Source organism: Streptosporangium nondiastaticum (genome assembly GCF_003011965.1).
In the GTDB taxonomy this organism is placed as follows: domain Bacteria; phylum Actinomycetota; class Actinomycetes; order Streptomycetales; family Streptomycetaceae; genus Streptomyces; species Streptomyces nondiastaticus.
The window spans coordinates 23,210-41,724 of sequence record NZ_PXWG01000052.1 but is presented as its reverse complement, the minus strand read 5'-3'; the positions used below and the strand labels follow the sequence as shown (position 1 = coordinate 41,724).

Annotated in this window: 16 protein-coding genes; 11 read left to right on the top strand and 5 right to left on the bottom strand. The window is 74.6% G+C overall.

All coding sequences use genetic code 11. The features are described from left to right. The 5 genes from B7P34_RS19645 to hutI form a co-directional block, all read left to right on the top strand. Window positions 1-395: (2Fe-2S)-binding protein (locus B7P34_RS19645; protein WP_146166861.1), on the top strand; the 395-nt coding region annotated here is incomplete at its 5' end. Window positions 396-483: 88 nt separating this feature from the next. Beyond that, entirely contained in the window at window positions 484-2,142 is a 1,659-nt protein-coding gene (gene hutU / locus B7P34_RS19640) for a urocanate hydratase (protein WP_106678185.1), read from the top strand. Between the two features lie 65 nt (window positions 2,143-2,207). After that, on the top strand, window positions 2,208-3,407 hold the full coding sequence (locus B7P34_RS19635; protein WP_106678184.1) for an allantoate amidohydrolase: 1,200 nt from the start codon (window positions 2,208-2,210) through the stop codon (window positions 3,405-3,407). Continuing rightward, window positions 3,398-4,744, top strand: coding sequence for a formimidoylglutamate deiminase (locus B7P34_RS19630; protein WP_435693974.1), 1,347 nt, complete (start codon window positions 3,398-3,400; stop codon window positions 4,742-4,744). Before B7P34_RS19635 ends, B7P34_RS19630 begins: the two co-directional genes overlap by 10 nt. A gap of 62 nt (window positions 4,745-4,806) precedes the next feature. Next, on the top strand, window positions 4,807-5,976 hold the full coding sequence (gene hutI / locus B7P34_RS19625) for an imidazolonepropionase (RefSeq protein ID WP_106678183.1): 1,170 nt from the start codon (window positions 4,807-4,809) through the stop codon (window positions 5,974-5,976). Between the two features lie 28 nt (window positions 5,977-6,004). Here the strand turns inward: hutI and B7P34_RS19620 are convergent, their stop codons facing one another. After that, the gene (locus tag B7P34_RS19620; protein ID WP_223268013.1) at window positions 6,005-6,820 is read right to left on the bottom strand and encodes an aldo/keto reductase; all 816 of its coding nucleotides are present in this window, start codon (window positions 6,818-6,820) and stop codon (window positions 6,005-6,007) included. Window positions 6,821-6,990: 170 nt separating this feature from the next. Here B7P34_RS19620 and B7P34_RS19615 point away from each other — a divergent pair, with 170 nt between their 5' ends. Together B7P34_RS19615 and B7P34_RS19610 are read left to right on the top strand one after the other, a co-directional pair. Continuing rightward, entirely contained in the window at window positions 6,991-7,365 is a 375-nt protein-coding gene (locus B7P34_RS19615; RefSeq protein ID WP_106678179.1) for a MerR family transcriptional regulator, read from the top strand. Between the two features lie 231 nt (window positions 7,366-7,596). Further along, entirely contained in the window at window positions 7,597-8,943 is a 1,347-nt protein-coding gene (locus tag B7P34_RS19610; protein WP_106678177.1) for a diaminopimelate decarboxylase, read from the top strand. 78 nt (window positions 8,944-9,021) lie between these two features. On the opposite strand, the gene B7P34_RS19605 is transcribed toward B7P34_RS19610, so the two are convergent. After that, entirely contained in the window at window positions 9,022-9,624 is a 603-nt protein-coding gene (locus tag B7P34_RS19605; protein ID WP_106678175.1) for a hypothetical protein, read from the bottom strand. Window positions 9,625-9,844: 220 nt separating this feature from the next. Between B7P34_RS19605 and B7P34_RS19600 the strand changes: the two genes are divergently transcribed. After that, entirely contained in the window at window positions 9,845-11,194 is a 1,350-nt protein-coding gene (locus tag B7P34_RS19600) for an alpha/beta hydrolase family protein (protein WP_106678174.1), read from the top strand. A gap of 16 nt (window positions 11,195-11,210) precedes the next feature. On the opposite strand, the gene B7P34_RS19595 is transcribed toward B7P34_RS19600, so the two are convergent. Together B7P34_RS19595 and B7P34_RS19590 are read right to left on the bottom strand one after the other, a co-directional pair. Continuing rightward, window positions 11,211-12,068: a MurR/RpiR family transcriptional regulator gene (locus B7P34_RS19595; protein ID WP_106678172.1), complete on the bottom strand. Its 858-nt coding sequence runs from the start codon at window positions 12,066-12,068 to the stop codon at window positions 11,211-11,213. Window positions 12,069-12,192: 124 nt separating this feature from the next. Continuing rightward, window positions 12,193-13,563: an acyl-CoA synthetase gene (locus B7P34_RS19590; RefSeq protein WP_223268010.1), complete on the bottom strand. Its 1,371-nt coding sequence runs from the start codon at window positions 13,561-13,563 to the stop codon at window positions 12,193-12,195. A gap of 109 nt (window positions 13,564-13,672) precedes the next feature. Between B7P34_RS19590 and B7P34_RS19585 the strand changes: the two genes are divergently transcribed. After that, on the top strand, window positions 13,673-14,104 hold the full coding sequence (locus tag B7P34_RS19585) for a hypothetical protein (protein WP_106678169.1): 432 nt from the start codon (window positions 13,673-13,675) through the stop codon (window positions 14,102-14,104). Between the two features lie 313 nt (window positions 14,105-14,417). On the opposite strand, the gene B7P34_RS19580 is transcribed toward B7P34_RS19585, so the two are convergent. Next, window positions 14,418-15,824: a cystathionine beta-synthase gene (locus B7P34_RS19580; RefSeq protein WP_106678190.1), complete on the bottom strand. Its 1,407-nt coding sequence runs from the start codon at window positions 15,822-15,824 to the stop codon at window positions 14,418-14,420. 232 nt (window positions 15,825-16,056) lie between these two features. On the opposite strand from B7P34_RS19580, the gene B7P34_RS19575 reads away from it, so the two are divergent. Both B7P34_RS19575 and B7P34_RS19570 read left to right on the top strand, forming a co-directional pair. Continuing rightward, window positions 16,057-17,097 carry an SGNH/GDSL hydrolase family protein gene (locus B7P34_RS19575; protein WP_189382902.1) on the top strand — a complete coding sequence of 347 codons (1,041 nt, stop codon included), beginning with the start codon at window positions 16,057-16,059 and terminating at the stop codon, window positions 17,095-17,097. Between the two features lie 130 nt (window positions 17,098-17,227). Next, window positions 17,228-18,448: an acetyl-CoA C-acetyltransferase gene (locus tag B7P34_RS19570; protein ID WP_106678168.1), complete on the top strand. Its 1,221-nt coding sequence runs from the start codon at window positions 17,228-17,230 to the stop codon at window positions 18,446-18,448. Window positions 18,449-18,515 lie beyond the last annotated feature (67 nt).

Sequence of the window (18,515 nt, the reverse complement as noted above, 5' to 3'; positions counted from 1 at the left end):
GGGTCCGCTCCGGGCAGCGGTTCGGGCAGGCGCTCGCGCGGGCGCACCCCGTGCCGGGCGGCTGGCGCGGCTGGCTGCGCGAGGACACGCTGGTGTGCCGGTGCGAGGAGGTGTCGTACGGGGAGCTGCGGGACGCCGTCATGGCGCGCGGCGCGGACGGGATGCGGGCGCTGAAGCTCGCGTGCCGCGCCGGGCTGGGCGCCTGCCAGGGGCGGGTGTGCGGGCGGAACACGGCCGAGCTCGCCGCCGCGTTCCTGGGCTCCCCCGTCGCCGATCCGCACGCGATGGACCGGCGGCCGCTGGCCCATCCGGTGCGGCTCGGGGATCTCGCGGGGCCGCCGGACGGGGCCGGGGATGTGACGGCCGACCCACCGGTTTCGCCCGACACCCGTTGACTAGAGCTATTCAGCCACCCAAGATGTGCAGTGTTCTATTCAGAGCAGGGCAGAGCAGCGAGAGCAGCCGCCAGGGAGGCAGGGCCCCATGTCCGGACCGCGACCCGTACGAGCGCCGCGAGGCACGCAGCTGAGCACGCAGGGGTGGCAGCAGGAAGCCGCCCTGCGCATGCTGCAGAACAACCTCGACCCCGAGGTGGCCGAGCACCCCGACAAGCTCGTCGTCTACGGCGGCACGGGCAAGGCCGCCCGCGACTGGCGCTCGTTCGACGCCATGGTCCGCACGCTGCAGACGCTCAAGCAGGACGAGACGATGCTCGTCCAGTCCGGCCGGCCGGTCGGCGTCATGCAGACCCACGAGTGGGCGCCGCGCGTCCTCCTCGCCAACTCCAACCTCGTCGGCGACTGGGCCAACTGGGAGGAGTTCCGCCGCCTGGAGCACCTCGGCCTCACCATGTACGGCCAGATGACCGCCGGCTCGTGGATCTACATCGGCACGCAGGGCATCCTGCAGGGCACGTACGAGACCTTCGCCGCCGTCGCCGCCAAGAAGTTCAACGGCACCCTCGCCGGGACGATCACCCTGACCGCCGGCCTCGGCGGCATGGGCGGCGCCCAGCCGCTCGCCGTCACCATGAACGACGGCGTCGCGATCTGCATCGACTGCGACCCGCGCGCCATCGAGCGCCGCATCGAGCACCGCTACCTGGACGTCAAGGCCGACTCCCTCGACCACGCCCTCCAGCTGGCCGTCGAGGCGCGCGACGCCCGCCGCCCGCTGTCCATCGGCGTCCTCGGCAACGCCGCCGAGCTCGTCCCGCAGCTGCTCGCGATGAACGCGCCCATCGACATCGTGACGGACCAGACCTCCGCCCACGACCCGCTCGCCTACCTGCCCGTCGGCGTCTCCTTCGACGAGATGGCCACGTACGCGGCCGAGAAGCCCGCGGACTTCACGACGCGCGCCCGCGAGTCGATGGCCAAGCACGTCGAGGCCATGGTCGGCTTCCAGGACGCCGGCGCCGAGGTCTTCGACTACGGCAACTCCATCCGCGGCGAGGCGCAGCTCGCGGGCTACACCCGCGCCTTCGACTTCCCCGGCTTCGTGCCCGCCTACATCCGGCCCCTCTTCTGCGAGGGCAAGGGCCCCTTCCGCTGGGCGGCCCTCTCCGGCGACCCGAAGGACATCGCGGCCACCGACCGCGCGATCCTCGACCTCTTCCCCGAGAACGAGTCCCTGGCCCGCTGGATCAAGATGGCCGGCGAGCGCGTCCACTTCCAGGGCCTCCCGGCGCGCATCTGCTGGCTCGGCTACGGCGAGCGGGACCGCGCGGGCGAGCGCTTCAACGACATGGTGGCGAGCGGCGAGCTGTCCGCGCCGGTCGTCATCGGGCGCGACCACCTCGACTGCGGGTCCGTGGCCTCGCCGTACCGCGAGACGGAGGCCATGCTGGACGGCTCCGACGCGATCGCCGACTGGCCGCTGCTCAACGCCATGGTCAACGTGGCCTCGGGCGCGTCCTGGGTCTCCATCCACCACGGCGGCGGCGTCGGCATGGGCCGCTCCATCCACGCGGGCCAGGTGACGGTGGCCGACGGCACGGCGCTGGCCGGCGAGAAGATCCGCCGCGTCCTGACGAACGACCCGGGGATGGGCGTCATCCGGCACGTCGACGCGGGGTACGACATCGCGGAGTCGGTCGCGTCCGAGCGCGGCGTGCGCGTCCCGATGCGGGAGGGCGAGTGACCGCGGCTGCGGGCAACCGTCCGGCAGGGCGACCGCCCACGACCAGTGGGGCGAGCTTCCACGAGATGTGGCGCGACCTCGCGTCCATCGGCCGCGACAAGGACAGCGGCGGCTACCGCCGCCTCGCCTGGACCGGCGCCGACGCCGACTGCCGCGCCTGGTTCCGCACCCAGGCGGAAGCCAGGGGGCTCGCCTACGAGGTCGACCGCAACGGCAACCAGTGGGCGTGGCTCGGTGACCCCGCCGCCGGGGACGCCGTCGTCACCGGATCGCACCTGGACTCCGTCCCGGACGGCGGCGCCTTCGACGGCCCGCTCGGCGTCGTCTCGTCGTTCGCGGCGCTCGACGAGCTCCGCGGCCGCGGCGCGCGGCCGTCCCGCCCCCTCGCGATCGTCAACTTCGGCGACGAGGAGGGAGCCCGCTTCGGCCTGGCCTGCGTGGGCTCGCGCCTGACCGCCGGTCAGCTGGACCTCGACAAGGCCCACGCCCTCCGGGACGCCGAGGGAACCTCCCTCGCGCAGGCCATGGAGCGCGCGGGCTACGACCCGGAGGCCATCGGCCCGGACCCCGCGCGCCTCGCCCGCATCGGCGCCTTCGTCGAGCTGCACGTCGAGCAGGGCCGGGCCCTGGCCGGCACGGACCACGCCGTCGGCATCGCCTCCGCCATCTGGCCGCACGGCCGCTGGCGGTTCGACTTCCACGGCGAGGCCAACCACGCCGGCACGACCCGCATCGAGGACCGCCGGGACCCGATGCTGACCTACGCCAACACCGTCCTCGCCGCCCGCAAGAAGGCGCGGCTGGCCGGCGCCCTGGCCACCTTCGGGAAGGTCAGCGTCGAGCCGAACGGCGTCAACGCGATCCCCTCCCTCGTGCGCGGCTGGCTGGACTCCCGGGCCGCCGACCAGGAGACCCTCGACCTCGTGGTCGCCGAGATCGAGAAGGCGGCCGTGGAGCGCGGCGAGCGCGACGGCATCGACGTGCGGATCACGCGGGAGTCGTTCACGCCCGTCATCGAGTTCGAGCACGCCCTGCGCGACGAGCTCGCCCGCATCCTGGGCGAGGGCGGCGGCAGCGTCCCCGTCCTCGGTACGGGCGCGGGACACGACGCCGGAATCCTCTCCGGAGCCGTCCCCACCGCCATGCTGTTCGTACGCAACCCGACAGGCGTCTCCCACTCGCCCGCCGAAACGGCCTCCGAGGACGACTGCCTGGCCGGGGTGACCGCACTCGCCGACGTACTGGAGGGCCTGGCGTGTCGCTGACGGCACAGACCTACTGGGCGGAGCACGCCCTTCTCGATACCGGCGTCGAGCCGGGCGTGGTCATCGAGACCGCGGCGGACGGCCGGATCACGGCCGTCCGCCGCGGGACCCCGGCCCCGCCGCCGGGGGCGGTGTCCCTGCGGGGCATCACCCTGCCGGGCCTCGCCAACGCCCACAGCCACGCCTTCCACCGGGCCCTGCGCGGGGCCACCCAGGCGGGCGAGGGCACCTTCTGGACCTGGCGCGAGGTCATGTACCGCGTCGCGGACCGGCTCACCCCGGACAACTACTTCGCGCTCGCCCGTGCGGCCTACGCCGAGATGGCGCTCGCCGGCATCACCTCCGTCGGTGAGTTCCACTACGTGCACCACCTCGCCGGCGGCGCCCGCTACGACAACCCCAACGCCATGGGCGAGGCCCTGATCGCGGCGGCCGCCGAGGCCGGCATCCGCATCACCCTCCTGGACACCTGCTACCTCTCCTCCGGCTTCGGCGCCGAGCCCGACAAGCACCAGCGCCGCTTCAGCGACGGCACCGCCGAGCGCTGGGCCGAGCGCGTCTCCGCCCTCAAGGGCGACGACAACACGCGCATCGGCGCGGCCGTCCACTCCGTACGGGCGGTGCCCGCGGAGCAGCTCGGGACCGTGGCCGCGTGGGCTCAGGAGCGCGACGCGCCGCTGCACGTGCACCTGTCCGAACAGACCGCCGAGAACGACGCGTGTGTGGAGGCGCACGGCTTCACGCCCACCGCCCTGCTCGCCCACCACGGCGTGCTCGGCCCCCGCACGACCGCCGTGCACGCCACGCACCTCACCCCGGGCGACATCCGTCTCCTCGGCCACTCGGGCACGGGCGTGTGCATGTGCCCGACCACCGAGCGCGACCTGGCCGACGGCATCGGCCCCGCGCCGGCCCTCCAGGAGGCGGGCTCCCCGCTCTCCCTCGGCAGCGACAGCCACGCCGTGATCGACCTGTTCGAGGAAGCGCGGGCCATGGAGCTGAACGAGCGGCTGCGCAGCCGCACCCGCGGCCACTGGAGCTCGGCCGCCCTGCTGCGCGCCGCGAGCGCCGACGGCCACGCCGCCCTCGGCTGGGACGGGGCCGGCAGCATCTCCCCCGGCGCGCTCGCCGACTTCACGACCGTGGCCCTGGACTCCGTGCGCACCGCGGGCCCGCCGCCCGCCCTCGCGGCCGAGACGGCCGTGTTCGCGGCGACCAATGCGGACGTGCGGGACACCGTCGTCGGCGGCCGGCACATCGTGCGCGACGGGAACCACCAGCTCGTCGCGGACGTGGCGGTGGAACTGGCGCGAGCGATCGCCGCCGTGCGCGACTAGGGCCCGGCACCGGCGACCGGGGCCCGACACCACAGCAACCACGACAGGAGTGCCGCACGCCCATGGCGACGACGGTCATCACCAACATCAGCAGTCTCGTCACGAACGACCCCTCCCTCGGCGAAGGCCCCCTCGGCACGGTCCAGGACGCGGCGGTCGTGATCGACGGCGACCGCGTCGTCTGGGTCGGCACGTCCAGCAAAGCACCCGCCACTGACAACCGCGTCGACGCCGAGGGCCGGGCGGCCCTGCCCGGCTTCGTCGACTCCCACTCCCACCTGGTCTTCGCGGGCGACCGGACCGCCGAGTTCAACGCCCGCATGTCCGGCCGCGGCTACAGCGCCGGCGGCATCCGCACCACCGTCGCCGCCACGCGCGCCGCGAGCGACGAGGCGCTGGACGCCAACGTGCGCCGCTACGTGCGCGAGGCCCTGCGTCAGGGCACCACGGTCCTGGAGACCAAGTCCGGCTACGGCCTCACCGTCGAGGACGAGGCCCGCGCGCTGCGCATCGCCGCGGCCCACACCGACGAGGTCACCTACCTCGGCGCCCACATCGTCTCCCCCGACTACGCGGACGACCCGGCCGCGTACGTGGACCTGGTCACCGGGCCGATGCTCGACGCCTGCGCGCCGCACGCCCGCTGGGTCGACGTGTTCTGCGAGCGGGGCGCCTTCGACGGCGACCAGGCCCGCACGATCCTCAAGGCCGGCGCCGCCCGGGGCCTGACCCCGCGCGTGCACGCCAACCAGCTGTCCTACGGGCCCGGCGTCCAGCTGGCCGTCGAGCTCGGCGCGGCCTCGGCCGACCACTGCACCCACCTGACCGACGCGGACGTGGACGCCCTGGCGAGCGGCACGACCGTCGCGACGCTCCTGCCCGGCGCGGAGTTCTCCACGCGCGCCCAGTGGCCCGACGCGCGCCGCCTCCTGGACGCGGGCGCGACGGTCGCGCTGTCCACCGACTGCAACCCGGGCTCGTCGTTCACCAGCTCCATGCCGTTCTGCATCGCCCTGGCCGTGCGGGACATGGGGATGACGCCGGACGAGGCCGTCTGGTCCGCGACGGCGGGCGGCGCGGCGGCCCTGCGCCGTACGGACGTGGGCCGCATCGTCCCGGGCGCCCGCGCCGACCTCGCGCTCCTGGACGCCCCGTCGCACGTCCACCTCGCGTACCGCCCGGGCGTGCCGCTGGTCTCGGCGGTCTGGCGCGCGGGCGTGCGGGAGGCCTGAGGCGGGCTCCCGCGGCCGGCCGGCGCGCTCAGGCCCGCCGGCCGATCGCGTCCAGCCGCTCGTACTGGGCGTCCGTCAGCCGGACGCCCAGCGCGCCGGTGTTCTCCTCCAGGTGCGCGAGCGACCGCGTGCCGGGGAGGGGGACGAGCGTGGGCGAGCGGTGCAGCAGCCAGGCGAGCGCCGTCTGCGCGGGCGTCGCGCCGACCTCGCGCGCCACTTCCGCGACCGGCCCGCCCGGGGCGGCGTGGGCGCCCACGGCGACCGGGAAGTAGGCGAAGAAGGTGATGCCGTGCGCGGCGGCGTGGTCGACGACATCGTCGTGGCCGCGCTCGGAGAGGTTGTACACGTTCTGCACGGAGGCGACGGGGACGATCTCCTGCGCCGCCCGCAGTTCGCCGACGGTCACCTCGGACAGGCCGATGTGCCGCACCTTGCCCTCGTCCTGCAGCTGCCGGAGCGCGCCGAGCTGGTCGGCGAGCGGGTAGGCGGGGTCGATGCGGTGCAGCTGGAGCAGGTCCAGGCGCTCCACGCGCAGCCGCCGCAGCGCCAGTTCGGCCTGCTGGCGCAGGTAGGCGGGGTGACCGTGCGTCACCCACTCGCCGGGGGCGGGCCGTACGACGCCGACCTTGGTGGCGACCGTGACGCCGTCGTACGGGTGGAGGGCCTCCGCGATGAGCTCCTCGCTCTCGCCGAGCGAGTAGGCGTCGGCGGTGTCGATGAGGTCGACGCCGAGCTCGACCGCGCGCCGCAGCAGGGCGACGGCGCTGCCGCGGTCCTCGGGGGCGCGCCAGATGGGCGCCTGCATCGGGTCGGTGAGCCCGGCCGGGGTCTCGGCCAGCCGCATCGCGCCGTAGGCGATGCGGGTGACGGGCAGGTCGCCGCCGATGCTGTGGACGGGCGGGAAGGCCGGGGAGGAAACGGGGGAAGAAGCGGGGGCTGCCGCGGTGTTCGTCATGACCGCAACGCTAAATTCTCACATCCGTGTGAGGTTCAACCCCGTGTGAGGCAGCTCATATGAAGATCGGTGATCTGGCGCGCGAGACCGGAGTGAGCGTGCGGCTGCTGCGCTACTACGAGGAGCAGGGCCTGCTGGACTCCCACCGCCTGCCCAGCGGCCACCGGCGCTACGGGCAGGACGCCCCGGAGACGGTCCGCCGCATCCGCGTCCTGCTGGCGGCGGGCCTGCCCACGCGCGTCATCCGGGACGTGCTGCCGTGCGTGCGGGGCGCGGGCGAGGCCGGCTTCGACCCGTGCGTCGCCCTGCACCTGCGCGAGCAGCTGCAGGGGCTCGACGCGCGCATCGGGGAGCTGCAGGAGACGCGGGCGGCGCTGGCCGGGCTGCTCACCGCGACGGAAGGCGCCGCGGCCGTGCCCGCACCCGCCGCGTGAGTCCGCACGCCCATCGACCGGCACCGATGAGCCGGTCGAAGGCGTCGTGCGGCGCGGGCGCGCCGGCCGCCTCCGCGAACGGTGGCCGCCCCGGAGGGCGCCCCGCGCGCCGGCTCGTCCCGCATCCGGGCCGGTCCGGTTCGCACCCCGCACCGCCCCTCAGGCCCATCGTGTGCGGAAACCGCCCGCAGCGCATGCGATTTTCGCGGCCCCGTGTGGTGGAGTAGCTCCATGTCGTCCAGTGCCGTGTCCCTCGGCACCGTGGTGCGGGCCGCGGTCCGGCAAGGGCTGCTGCCCGCGTGGGCGCCCGTGGCCGGGCTGCTCGACGTGCGGGGGATCCGTACGGCCGCGGCGGCGCTGCGGGAGGCCTTCGAGGAGGCCGGGGCGCCGCGCGACACGACGCTGCACGCGTTCGCCGTGAAAGCCGCCTCCCTGGTGCCCGTGCTGCGCCTGCTCGCCGCGGAAGGGCTGGGCGCCGAAGTGGCGAGCCCCGGGGAGCTCGCCCTGGCGCGGGCGGCGGGGCTGGCGCCCGGGCGGATCGTGCTGGACTCCCCCGTGAAGACCGTCATGGAGCTGCGCGAGGCCCTCGCCCTGGGCGTCGCGGTCAACGCCGACAGCCGCGAGGAGCTCGCCCGCCTGGACGAGCTGCTGAGGGACGCCGGGGGGCCGCCCCGCTCCCCGCTCGGCATCCGCGTCAACCCCCAGGTGGGCGGCGGCAGCATCGACGCGCTGAGCACCGCCACGGACACGTCGAAGTTCGGGGTGGCGCTCCGGGACGGCGGGGCGCGCGCCTGGCTCGTGCGCGCCTTCGCCGAGCGCCCGTGGCTCACCCGGCTGCACGCCCACGTGGGCTCCCAGGGCTGCCCCCTGGAGCTGATGGCGGCGGGCGTACGGGCCGCGTACGAGCTCGCGGAGGAGATCAACCGGACGGTGGGGCGCCGGCAGGTGACCACGCTGGACATCGGCGGCGGGCTGCCCGTGAACTTCGCGTCGGACGACGTGACCCCGACCTTCCGCGCCTACGCCCGCCTGCTCGCGGACGCCGCCCCCGGCCTGTTCGACGGGCGCTACGGGCTGGTCACGGAGTTCGGCCGGTCCCTGCTGGCGAAGAGCGGCCTGGTGCTGGCGCGCGTGGAGTACACGAAGACCGCGGGCGGGCGGCGGATCGCCGTGACGCACGCGGGCGCCCAGGTGGCCACCCGCACGGTGTTCGCGCCCGCGTCCTGGCCGCTGCGGGTCGCGGTCTTCGACGCGCGGGGGCGGCCGAAGACCGGGCCGCCGGTGGAGCAGGACATCGCGGGCCCGTGCTGCTTCGCCGGTGACGTCGTCGCGGCGGGCAGGCCGCTGCCGCTGCTGGAGGCGGGCGACCACGTGGCGCTCCTCGACACCGGCGCGTACTACTTCTCGAACCACTTCGCGTACAACACTCTGCCCCGCCCGGGGGTTTACGGGTACGCGCACGCAGAAGAGGAGAGTGACGGCGTGCGGTTCGCGACCGTGCGGGCCCCGCAGAGCCTCAGCGAGCTCGTCGCCGAGAGCGGCGGCGCCTACGCGGCGGAGCTCACCGCCCTGCGCTGACCGCGCCTCACACCCATGGCCGGCCGCGCCTCATGCGCCGCTCTGCCGGCGCCTCATGCGCTGCCCTGACACCGGGCTTCAGCGCGCTTCGCTGACCGCCGCACCGGCCGGCACCCGGCCCGAGCGGCGCCGGCCGCCGCCCGGCGCGGCGTCGCCCGCGGCGAGCCCGGTGGACAGATAGCCGCGCACGGGCTTGGCGGCGGGGGACGCCTGCGCCCACTCCGTACGGACCCACAGCAGCGACCCGGCGCGGCGCTCCAGGCCGCCCAGCCACAGAGCCTTCGCCCACAGGCCGGCGGCCGCGCCGGCGAGGGCCATGCCGGCCGCGGCCGGCACCGCGAAGGACGAGCCCAGGGCGGCGAGGAAGGCGATGAGCAGCCACCAGCGGCGGGCGCGCCGCCAGTTCCGCAGGGTCACGGCGCGGTCCTGGAGGAAGACCGACCGGCCCGCCCGCGACGCACCGCGCGCCAGCGCCGCGTAGCGCCCGCGGCGGACCGCGAAGACCGCGCCGGCGACGATCAGGAACAGCGCCGCCCCGGCGAGCACGCCGATCCTCCGCCCGGTGAGCCCGGGCACCAGGACGCCGGTGCCCGCGCTCAGCAGGCCCGCCCACGCCAGCCAGCCCGCCGGCGCCCTGACGATCACCGCCACCCGCGCCAGCGCATACGAACCGCGCCCCACGTCGAATCCCGCCTTTCCCTGTCGAAATCCCCTCGTTCCCGACTCTCACGCGGCAGGCTAGCCAACGAATCTGAGTGCGAGCTGAGAATCCCGCGGGGTGTACCCCACAGGGGTCATACCCCGGTATCAGCCGGGACTTGGCTCCGCCGTATGACGTGTGCGCACTTGTGTGGTCCCTATGGTCGTCCCGTCGGTGAGAGACGAGCGGGGGAGGCCGGAGATGCGGGTTCAGGAGCGAGGGGACGGCAGGCTCGGGCGGCGGGCCGTCGCGGCCGCGGGGGCGCTGGTCCTGACGGGGGTGCTGAGCGCGCTCGTGCCGGCGCCTGAGGCCCGTGCGGCGGCCGCCCCGGCCACCGCAGCGGCCACGGAGGCCCGGGGCGCCGCAGACGCGGCTACGCAGGCCTCCGCAGCCACAGACGCGGCTGCCCAAGCCTCCGCAGCCGCACCCACGGCCACGGACGCCAAGAACACCCGGCCCGTACTGCCCGCGCCCACCGGCCCGTACGCCGTCGGCACGGTCACCCGCCACCTGGTGGACACCTCCCGGACGGACCCGTGGAAGCCGGAGCGGGGCAGCCGCGAGGTCATGGTCAGCCTGTTCTACCCCGCGGACCGCGGCACCGCCCCGCCCGTCGCGCCCCACATGGACGCCGCCTCAGCAGCCCACTTCGGCTCGGCCCGCGGGGCGGGCAGCTTCAACTACGGCGTCCGCCCGGACGCCGCCGACTGGACGTCCACACGCACGCACGCGCGCGTGGACGTCCCCGTGGCACGCGCCGCCCGCGCCCTGCCGGTGGTGCTGTACTCGTCCGGTCTGGGCGACCCGCGGACGTGGAACACGACCCTGGTGGAGGAGCTGGCCTCGCGCGGCTACGTGGTCGTCACCCTCGACCACACGTACGACTCCTCGGAGGTGCTGCTGCCCGGCGGCCGCCTGGCGGAGTCGGCGCTGCCGGAGCTCGCGGGCGCGCCCGTGGCCGACGTCGACGCCGCACTGCGCAGGGCGATGAAGGCCCGGGTGGACGACACCCGGTTCGTCCTCGACACCCTCGGCTCGGCGCAGTGGCGGCGGGGCCTGCCGCGCGGCCTGGGGGACGCCCTGGACCTGCGGCGCGTGGGCATGGCCGGGCAGTCCGCGGGCGGCTTCACGGCGGCGCAGGCGCTGCACGACGACCGCCGCCTCAAGGCGGGGATCAACATGGACGGGCAGATGGACTTCCCGCTCCCCGACAGCACGGGCAGCAAGCTGAGCACCGTGGCGCGCGAGGGCGTGGACCGGCCGTTCCTGCTGCTCGGGTCCGACGGGCCGGGCGCGGACGACAACACCGCCTCGTGGACGTCCTTCCTGGAGCACTCCCGCGGCGATCAGCGCCGGACGACCCTGGCCGGGGCCCGGCACGGCACGTTCACCGACGCGCCGTCCCTGCTGCCCGCGCTCGTCCGGCAGGGCGTCCTGACGGAGGACGCGCTGCGGCAGGACGTCGGCACGCTCCGCCCGGAGCGGGCGGTGGCCGCCACGCGCGCGTACGTGGTGGCGTTCTTCGACCGCCACCTCAAAGCCGGCTCTTAAGCCGCCGCGGGGGGATTCAGTCCACGAACAGGCCCCGCGCGGCCGCCTTCGCGTCGAACTCCTCCAGGCGCGCCTGCGCGTCCGGCAGGGCGTCGCACATGGCCTCCAGCAGCATCCGCCCCAGCAGCATCGGCGCGCAGGCCGTGTCGAAGGCCAGGCCCGTGCCGACGGCGGCGGGGAGCAGGAGGTCACTGTGGCGGGCCACCGGGGCGAAGGTGGAGTCGGCGACCGTGACGACGGTCAGGCCCTGCCCCTGCGCGTACTCCAGGGCCTCCACGACCTCGCGCGGGTGGCGGGGCAGGGCGAAGCACAGGAGGGTGCTCGCTCCGGCCCGTACGGCCGCGTCTATGCGGTCGGCGAGGAGCGTGCCGCCCTCGTCCAGGAGGCGGACGTCGGGGTGGACCTTGCGGGCGAAGTAGGCGAAGCCGGCGGCCTGGGCGGTGGCGGCGCGCAGGCCGAGCACGAGCAGCGGCCGGGAGGCGGCGAGGAGCCGGCCGGCGCGGGTGACGGGGGCGGGGTCGGCGAGGACCGAGGAGAGGTGGCGGAGGTTGTCGATCTCGACCTGGACGGCCTGCTGGTACTCGTTGTACGCGCTCTCGCCCTCGGCCGGGGCGTCCGCCGCGGGGACGACGTCGCGCAGGTGCCGGCGGAGCGCCGGGTAGCCGTCGAAGCCGAGGGCGACCGCGAAGCGGGTGACGGAGGGCTGGCTGACGCCCGCGAGCTCGGCGAGCTCGACGCTGGAGAGGAAGGGCGCGTCGGCGGCGCGGCGCACCATGCAGTGGGCGATGCGGCGCTGGGTGGGCGTCAGCCGGTGCCCTTCGAAGAGCTTCTGCAGCCGTGCCGTGGCTTCCGGTTCGCCGCCGGTGTCGCTCATCGGACCCTCCATGGTCGTCGACGGTCGCTGCGGCAGTGTCATTCACTCAGCGCCGCCCTGCATGGAATTATGCAGGGCGGCGGCGCCCGCTGAAGCCAATTCGCCGTGAGAGCGGAGGCAGCCGTTACAGCGGGGGCAGCAGTTTCTTCTGCGGCTTGCCCATGGCGTTGCGCGGCAGGGCGTCAAGGAAGCGGACCCGTCGAGGCCGCTTGTGGACGGACAGGTGCCCCGCCACGAAGTCGATCAGCTGCTGCTCCGTCGCGCCGTCGGCCACCACGTAGGCCACGATCTGCTGCCCGAGGTCGTCGTCCGGGACACCGACGACGGCGGCCTCCCGGACGGCCGGATGGTCGAGGAGGGCGTTCTCCACCTCCCCCGCCCCGACGCGGTAGCCGCCGGACTTGATCAGGTCGGTGGAGGCGCGGCCCACGATGCGGTGCGTGCCGTCCTCCTCGATCGCGGCGATGTCGCCCGTGCGGAACCAGCCGTCGGCCGTGTGCGCGGCCGCCGTGGCCTCCGGGCGGCCGAGGTAGCCGCTGAAGAGCGTCGGCCCGGAGACCTCCAGCTCGCCGATGCCGCTCTCGGCCGCCACGAGGCGCGTGCGGACGCCCGGCAGCGGGGTGCCCACGGCACCCGGGCGGCGCTCGCCGCCGGCCCGCGCGGAGACGGTGATCAGCGTCTCGGTCATGCCGTAGCGCTCGACGGGCCGCTGCCCGGTGAGGGCCTCCAGGTCGCGGAAGACGGGCGCGGGCAGGGCCGCGCTGCCCGACACCAGCAGCCGGGCCTTGGCCAGCTCCCGGGCCGCGGACGGCTCGCGCACCACCCGGGACCACACCGTCGGCACCCCGAAGTACAGGCTGCCGCCGGCCGCCGCGTACGCCTCCGGCGCCGGCCGCCCGGTGTGCACGAGCCGGCAGCCCGTGCGCAGCGCCCCCAGGACGCCCAGGACGAGGCCGTGGACGTGGAACAGCGGCAGGCCGTGCACGAGGGTGTCCTCGGCGGTCCACTGCCACGCCTCGGCGAGCCCGTCGAGGCCCGCGGCGACCGCGCCGCGCGGGATCAGCGCGCCCTTGGGGGCGCCGGTCGTGCCGGACGTGTAGAGGATCAGGGCGGTGCTGTCCGCCGCGGGCTCGGCGCCGGACCAGTCGCCCCGCTCGGTCACGTCCACGGGCAGCCCGTCGGCGCCGCCGAGCACCAGGGCGGCGCCGGAGTCGCGCAGGATGTGGCCGCGCTCGGCGGGCCCCGCGTCCGGCGGCAGCGGCACCACCGGCACCCCGGCGAGCAGCCCGCCCACGACGGCCGCCACGGTCTCCAGGGAGGCGTCGGCGTGGACGGCGACGGCCGGGGCGCCCGCGATGCGGTGCGCCACGGCGGCGGCGGCGCCCAGCAGTTGCTCGCGGGAGCAGTCCCGCCCCGCGACGCGCAGGGCGTCCGGCCGGTCCCCGCCCGTTCCGGGAACGAGGTGGGTGAGCAGAGCTTCGGTCGGTCCGGGCACGGACTGCTCCTTCCAGCGGCGCCCCGGCACGGCGACGGGGCTGCCCCTACGGCGGATACGGGTGCTGGCCCCAGCGACGCGGGGCCCTGCCGACCGTATCGTCCTGAGCATGATGGCCCGCGACCATGAGCTGAAGAAGGATCTCGCCGCGACTCTGGAGACCCGGAAGGAACTGGGCCCGGAGTACGAGGCCGAACTGGTCGACGCCTTCCTGGAGAAGGTCGACCGGAAACTGGAGGCCGCGATCGACCGGCGGGTGCGCCGGCAGGCGGCGGAGACGCAGATGGCCGTCGCCCGCGGGGACCGGCCGCGCACCGGCGGACCGGGCGCGGGAAGCTTCGGGGAGCGCTTCGGCTTCGCCGTGGCGTCCCTGGTGCTGGCCGTCCCGCTGTCCGCGATCGCCGTGGTGAACGCCCACCTGCCCGGGCTGCTCGTGAGCTGGGCGGGGATCGTGGGCGTCAACGCCGTGAACGCGGCCGGGGTGTTCCCCTGGCAGCGCGGACGGCAGAAGCGGGAGGACGGCGCCTCCGGCTGGGAGTGAAGCACGTGGGGGCCGCCGCACCCCGGCCGAGGCCGGGGTCGGGACGACGGCGGTCCCCCACGAGGACACGGGCCGGGTCAGGGCCGGTGAGCCGCGTCCGGGCGGCCGCGGAGTCCGGGAGCCGCTCCGGAAGTCCTGCCGCCGCTTCGGTGCCGGCTCCGGGGCTGCCCCCTGCCGGCACCTCCACTATGCAGGACCCTTGTTAAGCCGGTGCTGCGGGCGCGTGACGCTTACGCGCCTTTGACGGCCCGTCCGTCCGCGCCCCGTTCACACGGCGGTACGTGCGGGGCGCGCAAGGCGCGCCCCGGCGGCGCTACTTGGCGCCGTTGGCCGCCTTGCCGGAGCCCTCCGCGAGGAAGGCCAGCAGGTCCTGACGGCTCACCACGCCGCTGGGCTTGCCCTCGACGATCACGATCGCCGCGTCCGCCTCGCCCAGGACGGCCATCAGGTCGGCGACGGGCTCGCCGGAGCCGACCTGCGGCAGCGGCGCGGACATGTGCTTCTCCAGCGGGTCGGAGAGGGAGGCGCGCTGGGTGAACAGGGCGTCCAGCAGCTCGCGCTCCACGACCGAGCCGATGACCTCGGCGGCCATCACATCGGGGTGCCCCGCGCCCGGCTTGACGATGGGCATCTGCGAGACGCCGTACTCGCGGAGCACCTCGATGGCCTCGCCGACCGTCTCCTCCGGGTGCATGTGCACCAGGGAGGGCAGGCCGCCGTCCTTGCGGCGCAGCACGTCGCCCACGCGGGCGGCGTCGCCGGCCTCCTCCAGGAAGCCGTAGTCCGCCATCCACTCGTCGTTGAAGATCTTGCTCAGGTAGCCGCGGCCGCTGTCCGGCAGCAGGACGACCACGACGTCGTCCGGGCCGAGGTTCTCGGCGGCGCGCAGGGCGCTGACGACCGCCATGCCGCAGGAGCCGCCGACCAGCAGGCCCTCCTCCTTGGCGAGGCGGCGCGTCATCTGGAAGGCGTCCTTGTCGGAGACCGCGATGATCTCGTCCGTGACGGTGCCGTCGTAGGCGCTGGGCCAGAAGTCCTCGCCGACGCCCTCGATCAGGTACGGACGGCCCGAGCCGCCGCTGTAGACCGAGCCCTCGGGGTCGGAGCCGATGACCTTGACGCGGCCGTCGCTGACCTCCTTCAGGTAGCGCCCGGTGCCGCTGATGGTGCCGCCGGTGCCGACGCCCGCCACGAAGTGGGTGATCTTCCCCTCCGTCTGCTCCCAGAGCTCCGGGCCGGTGGAGTAGTAGTGCGACAGGGGGTTGTTGGGGTTGCTGTACTGGTCGGGCTTCCAGGCGTTGGGCGTCTCGCGCACGAGGCGGTCGGAGACGTTGTAGTACGAGTCCGGGTGCTCCGGGTCGACCGCGGTCGGGCAGACCACGACCTCGGCGCCGTACGCCCTCAGCACGTTGATCTTGTCAGTGGAGACCTTGTCCGGGCAGACGAAGATGCACTTGTAACCCTTCTGCTGGGCCACGATCGCAAGGCCGACACCCGTGTTGCCGGAGGTCGGCTCCACGATGGTGCCGCCCGGCTTGAGCTCGCCGGACTTCTCCGCGGCCTCGATCATGCGCAGGGCGATCCGGTCCTTCACGGAACCGCCCGGGTTGAAGTACTCGACCTTGGCAAGAACGGTGGCCTTGATGCCTTCGGTCACGCTGTTGAGCTTCACGAGCGGGGTGTTGCCAACGAGCTCAATCATCGAATCGTGATACTGCACGGTGATCTCCGCGGTCGGGGGCACTAGCGGTCTCGCGTACCCATACGGCCAGCCTAGAACGCATCCGGCCGCTCCAACGGCGCGTTGCAGAAGCGGGCGCTCGGGGCAACCTGCTCATAGCGTGCCCTGCCAAGGGTGCGGTGTTTTTATGAAGTGTTTGTAAAACCGCGTACACGGCCCGGCGGCCGTGCTGCGAAGCCCGGTGACCGTCGCTGCGGAGGAGGTCCGGCCCATGTCACCCATCACCACGTCGAGGGCGAGGGTCGCACGGCGGATCGCCGCGGCCGCGGCCTACGGAGGCGGCGGGATCGGCCTGATCGGGGCCACGGCGGCGGGCGTCCTGCTCACCGAGGTGCGGCTGGCCCGCCGCGTGGTCGGCGGCTTCAACGGCGCCCCGCCCCACGCGGACGGCCGCTACGGCTCGGCGTTCGTGCACCGCCTCGGCCGCGAGCCGCTGCTGCTCGGCCTGCTCGGCGACTCCACGGCCGCCGGCCAGGGCGTGCACCGGCCCCGCCAGACGCCGGGGGCGCTGCTCGCCTCCGGGCTCGCGGCGGTCGCCGAGCGGCCCGTGGAGCTGCGGAACGTCGCCCTGTCCGGGGCGCGCTCGCACGACCTGGACCGGCAGGTCACGCTCCTGCTCGACGAGGCGGAGCGGGTGCCCGACGTCTGCGTGATCATGATCGGTGCGAACGACGTCACGCACGGGATGCCGGCGGCGCGCTCCGTACGGCTGCTGTCGGACGCGGTGCGGCGGCTGCGGGAGGCGGGCAGCGAGGTCGTGGTGGGCACGTGCCCCGACCTCGGCACGATCGAGCCCGTCTACCAGCCGCTGCGGTGGGTGGCCCGGCGGCTGAGCCGGCAGCTCGCCGCGGCGCAGACGATAGCGGTGATCGAGGCGGGCGGGCGCACGGTGTCGCTGGGCGACCTGCTCGGCCCGGAGTTCGCGGCGAACCCGCGGGAGCTGTTCGGTCCGGACAACTTCCACCCCTCCGCGGAGGGCTACGCGACGGCCGCGATGGCCGTCCTGCCGACGCTGTGCGCGGCACTGGGCCTCTGGCCGGAGGATGAGGAGCGGCCGGACGCGGCCCGGCGCGAGGGCATCCTGCCGGTGGCCCGGGCGGCGGCGGAGGCCGCGGCCGAGGCGGGCACGGAGGTCACGGCGGCGCGCGGCCGCTGGGCGCTCCTCAAGCACCGCAAGCGCCGCCGCCTCCCGGCCCACACGGACCCGACGCCGCACCACGTGTGGTCGCGCATGGGGCGCGGCGCGCCGTAGGGACGCGCTCCGGGCCGTCCGGGAACAGCCCGCGGCCCGTGAGCGCTCTCACAGTGACCAAGCGGTGACCCAACACCCTACGGGCGGGTAACTTCCACCCAGTCCTGCTTTCACACGCCCTGGAGCCGTGATGCCCGAAGCCGTGATCGTCTCAACCGCCCGTTCCCCCATCGGTCGCGCCTTCAAGGGCTCGCTGAAGGGGATGCGCGCCGACGACCTGACCGCGACGATCATCAAGGCCGCGCTCGACAAGGTCCCCGGGCTCGACCCGCGCGAGATCGACGACCTGATGCTCGGCTGCGGCCTGCCCGGCGGCGAGCAGGGCCACAACCTCGGCCGGATCGTGGCCGTGCAGATGGGCATGGACCACCTGCCGGGCTGCACGATCACCCGCTACTGCTCCTCGTCCCTGCAGACGTCCCGGATGGCGATGCACGCCATCAAGGCCGGCGAGGGCGACATCTTCATCTCCGCGGGCGTGGAGACGGTCTCCCGCACCGTCAACGGCTCCTCGGACGGCATGCCCGGCAGCCGCAACCCGTTCTTCGCCGACGCCGAGGCCCGTACCGCCGCCCGCGCCGAGCAGGGCAGCGACGAGTGGCACGACCCGCGCGAGGACGGCCTGGTCCCGGACGCGTACATCGCGATGGGCCAGACCGCCGAGAACCTGGCCCGCCTGAAGGGCATCTCGCGCGAGGAGATGGACGAGTTCGGCGTCCGCTCGCAGAACCTCGCCGAGGAGGCCATCAAGGCCGGCTTCTGGGAGCGCGAGATCACCCCGGTCACCACCCCGGACGGCACGGTCGTCAGCAAGGACGACGGCCCGCGCGCGGGCGTGACCATGGAGGGCGTGGCGGGCCTGAAGCCCTCGTTCCGCGCGGACGGCCGGGTCACCCCGGGCAACTGCTGCCCGCTCAACGACGGCGCCGCGGCGCTGGTCATCATGTCGGACACGAAGGCGCGCGAGCTGGGCCTGACCCCGCTGGCCCGGATCGTCTCCACCGGCGTCTCCGCCCTCTCCCCCGAGATCATGGGCTTCGGCCCGGTCGAGGCGAGCCGGCAGGCGCTGGCGCGGGCCGGCATGAGCATCGGCGACATCGACCTCGTCGAGATCAACGAGGCGTTCGCGGCCCAGGTCATCCCGGCCTACCAGGAGCTCGGCATCGACATCGACCGTCTGAACGTCAACGGCGGCGCCATCGCCGTCGGCCACCCCTTCGGCATGACGGGCGCCCGCATCACCGGCACGCTCATCAACTCGCTGCAGTGGCACGACAAGCAGTTCGGCCTGGAGACGATGTGCGTGGGCGGCGGCCAGGGCATGGCGATGGTCATCGAGCGGCTGAGCTGAGCCCGCAGCAGCCTTAACCGGTCGAGCAACCGCGCCGTCGGCGAACGGCTTCCCGAGCGTCTTGCGC

Excerpts from the sequence above, each read along its gene's own strand:
- B7P34_RS19575 (WP_189382902.1), top strand. The coding sequence starts at position 16,057 with ATGTCACCCATCACCACGTCGAGGGCGAGGGTCGCACGGCGGATCGCC.
- B7P34_RS19585 (WP_106678169.1), top strand. The coding sequence starts at position 13,673 with ATGATGGCCCGCGACCATGAGCTGAAGAAGGATCTCGCCGCGACTCTG.
- B7P34_RS19570 (WP_106678168.1), top strand. The coding sequence starts at position 17,228 with ATGCCCGAAGCCGTGATCGTCTCAACCGCCCGTTCCCCCATCGGTCGC.
- B7P34_RS19600 (WP_106678174.1), top strand. The coding sequence starts at position 9,845 with ATGCGGGTTCAGGAGCGAGGGGACGGCAGGCTCGGGCGGCGGGCCGTC.
- B7P34_RS19610 (WP_106678177.1), top strand. The coding sequence starts at position 7,597 with ATGTCGTCCAGTGCCGTGTCCCTCGGCACCGTGGTGCGGGCCGCGGTC.
- B7P34_RS19595 (WP_106678172.1), bottom strand. The coding sequence starts at position 12,068 with ATGAGCGACACCGGCGGCGAACCGGAAGCCACGGCACGGCTGCAGAAG.
- B7P34_RS19635 (WP_106678184.1), top strand. The coding sequence starts at position 2,208 with ATGTGGCGCGACCTCGCGTCCATCGGCCGCGACAAGGACAGCGGCGGC.
- hutI (WP_106678183.1), top strand. The coding sequence starts at position 4,807 with ATGGCGACGACGGTCATCACCAACATCAGCAGTCTCGTCACGAACGAC.
- B7P34_RS19615 (WP_106678179.1), top strand. The coding sequence starts at position 6,991 with ATGAAGATCGGTGATCTGGCGCGCGAGACCGGAGTGAGCGTGCGGCTG.
- hutU (WP_106678185.1), top strand. The coding sequence starts at position 484 with ATGTCCGGACCGCGACCCGTACGAGCGCCGCGAGGCACGCAGCTGAGC.
- B7P34_RS19620 (WP_223268013.1), bottom strand. The coding sequence starts at position 6,820 with ATGCGGCTGGCCGAGACCCCGGCCGGGCTCACCGACCCGATGCAGGCG.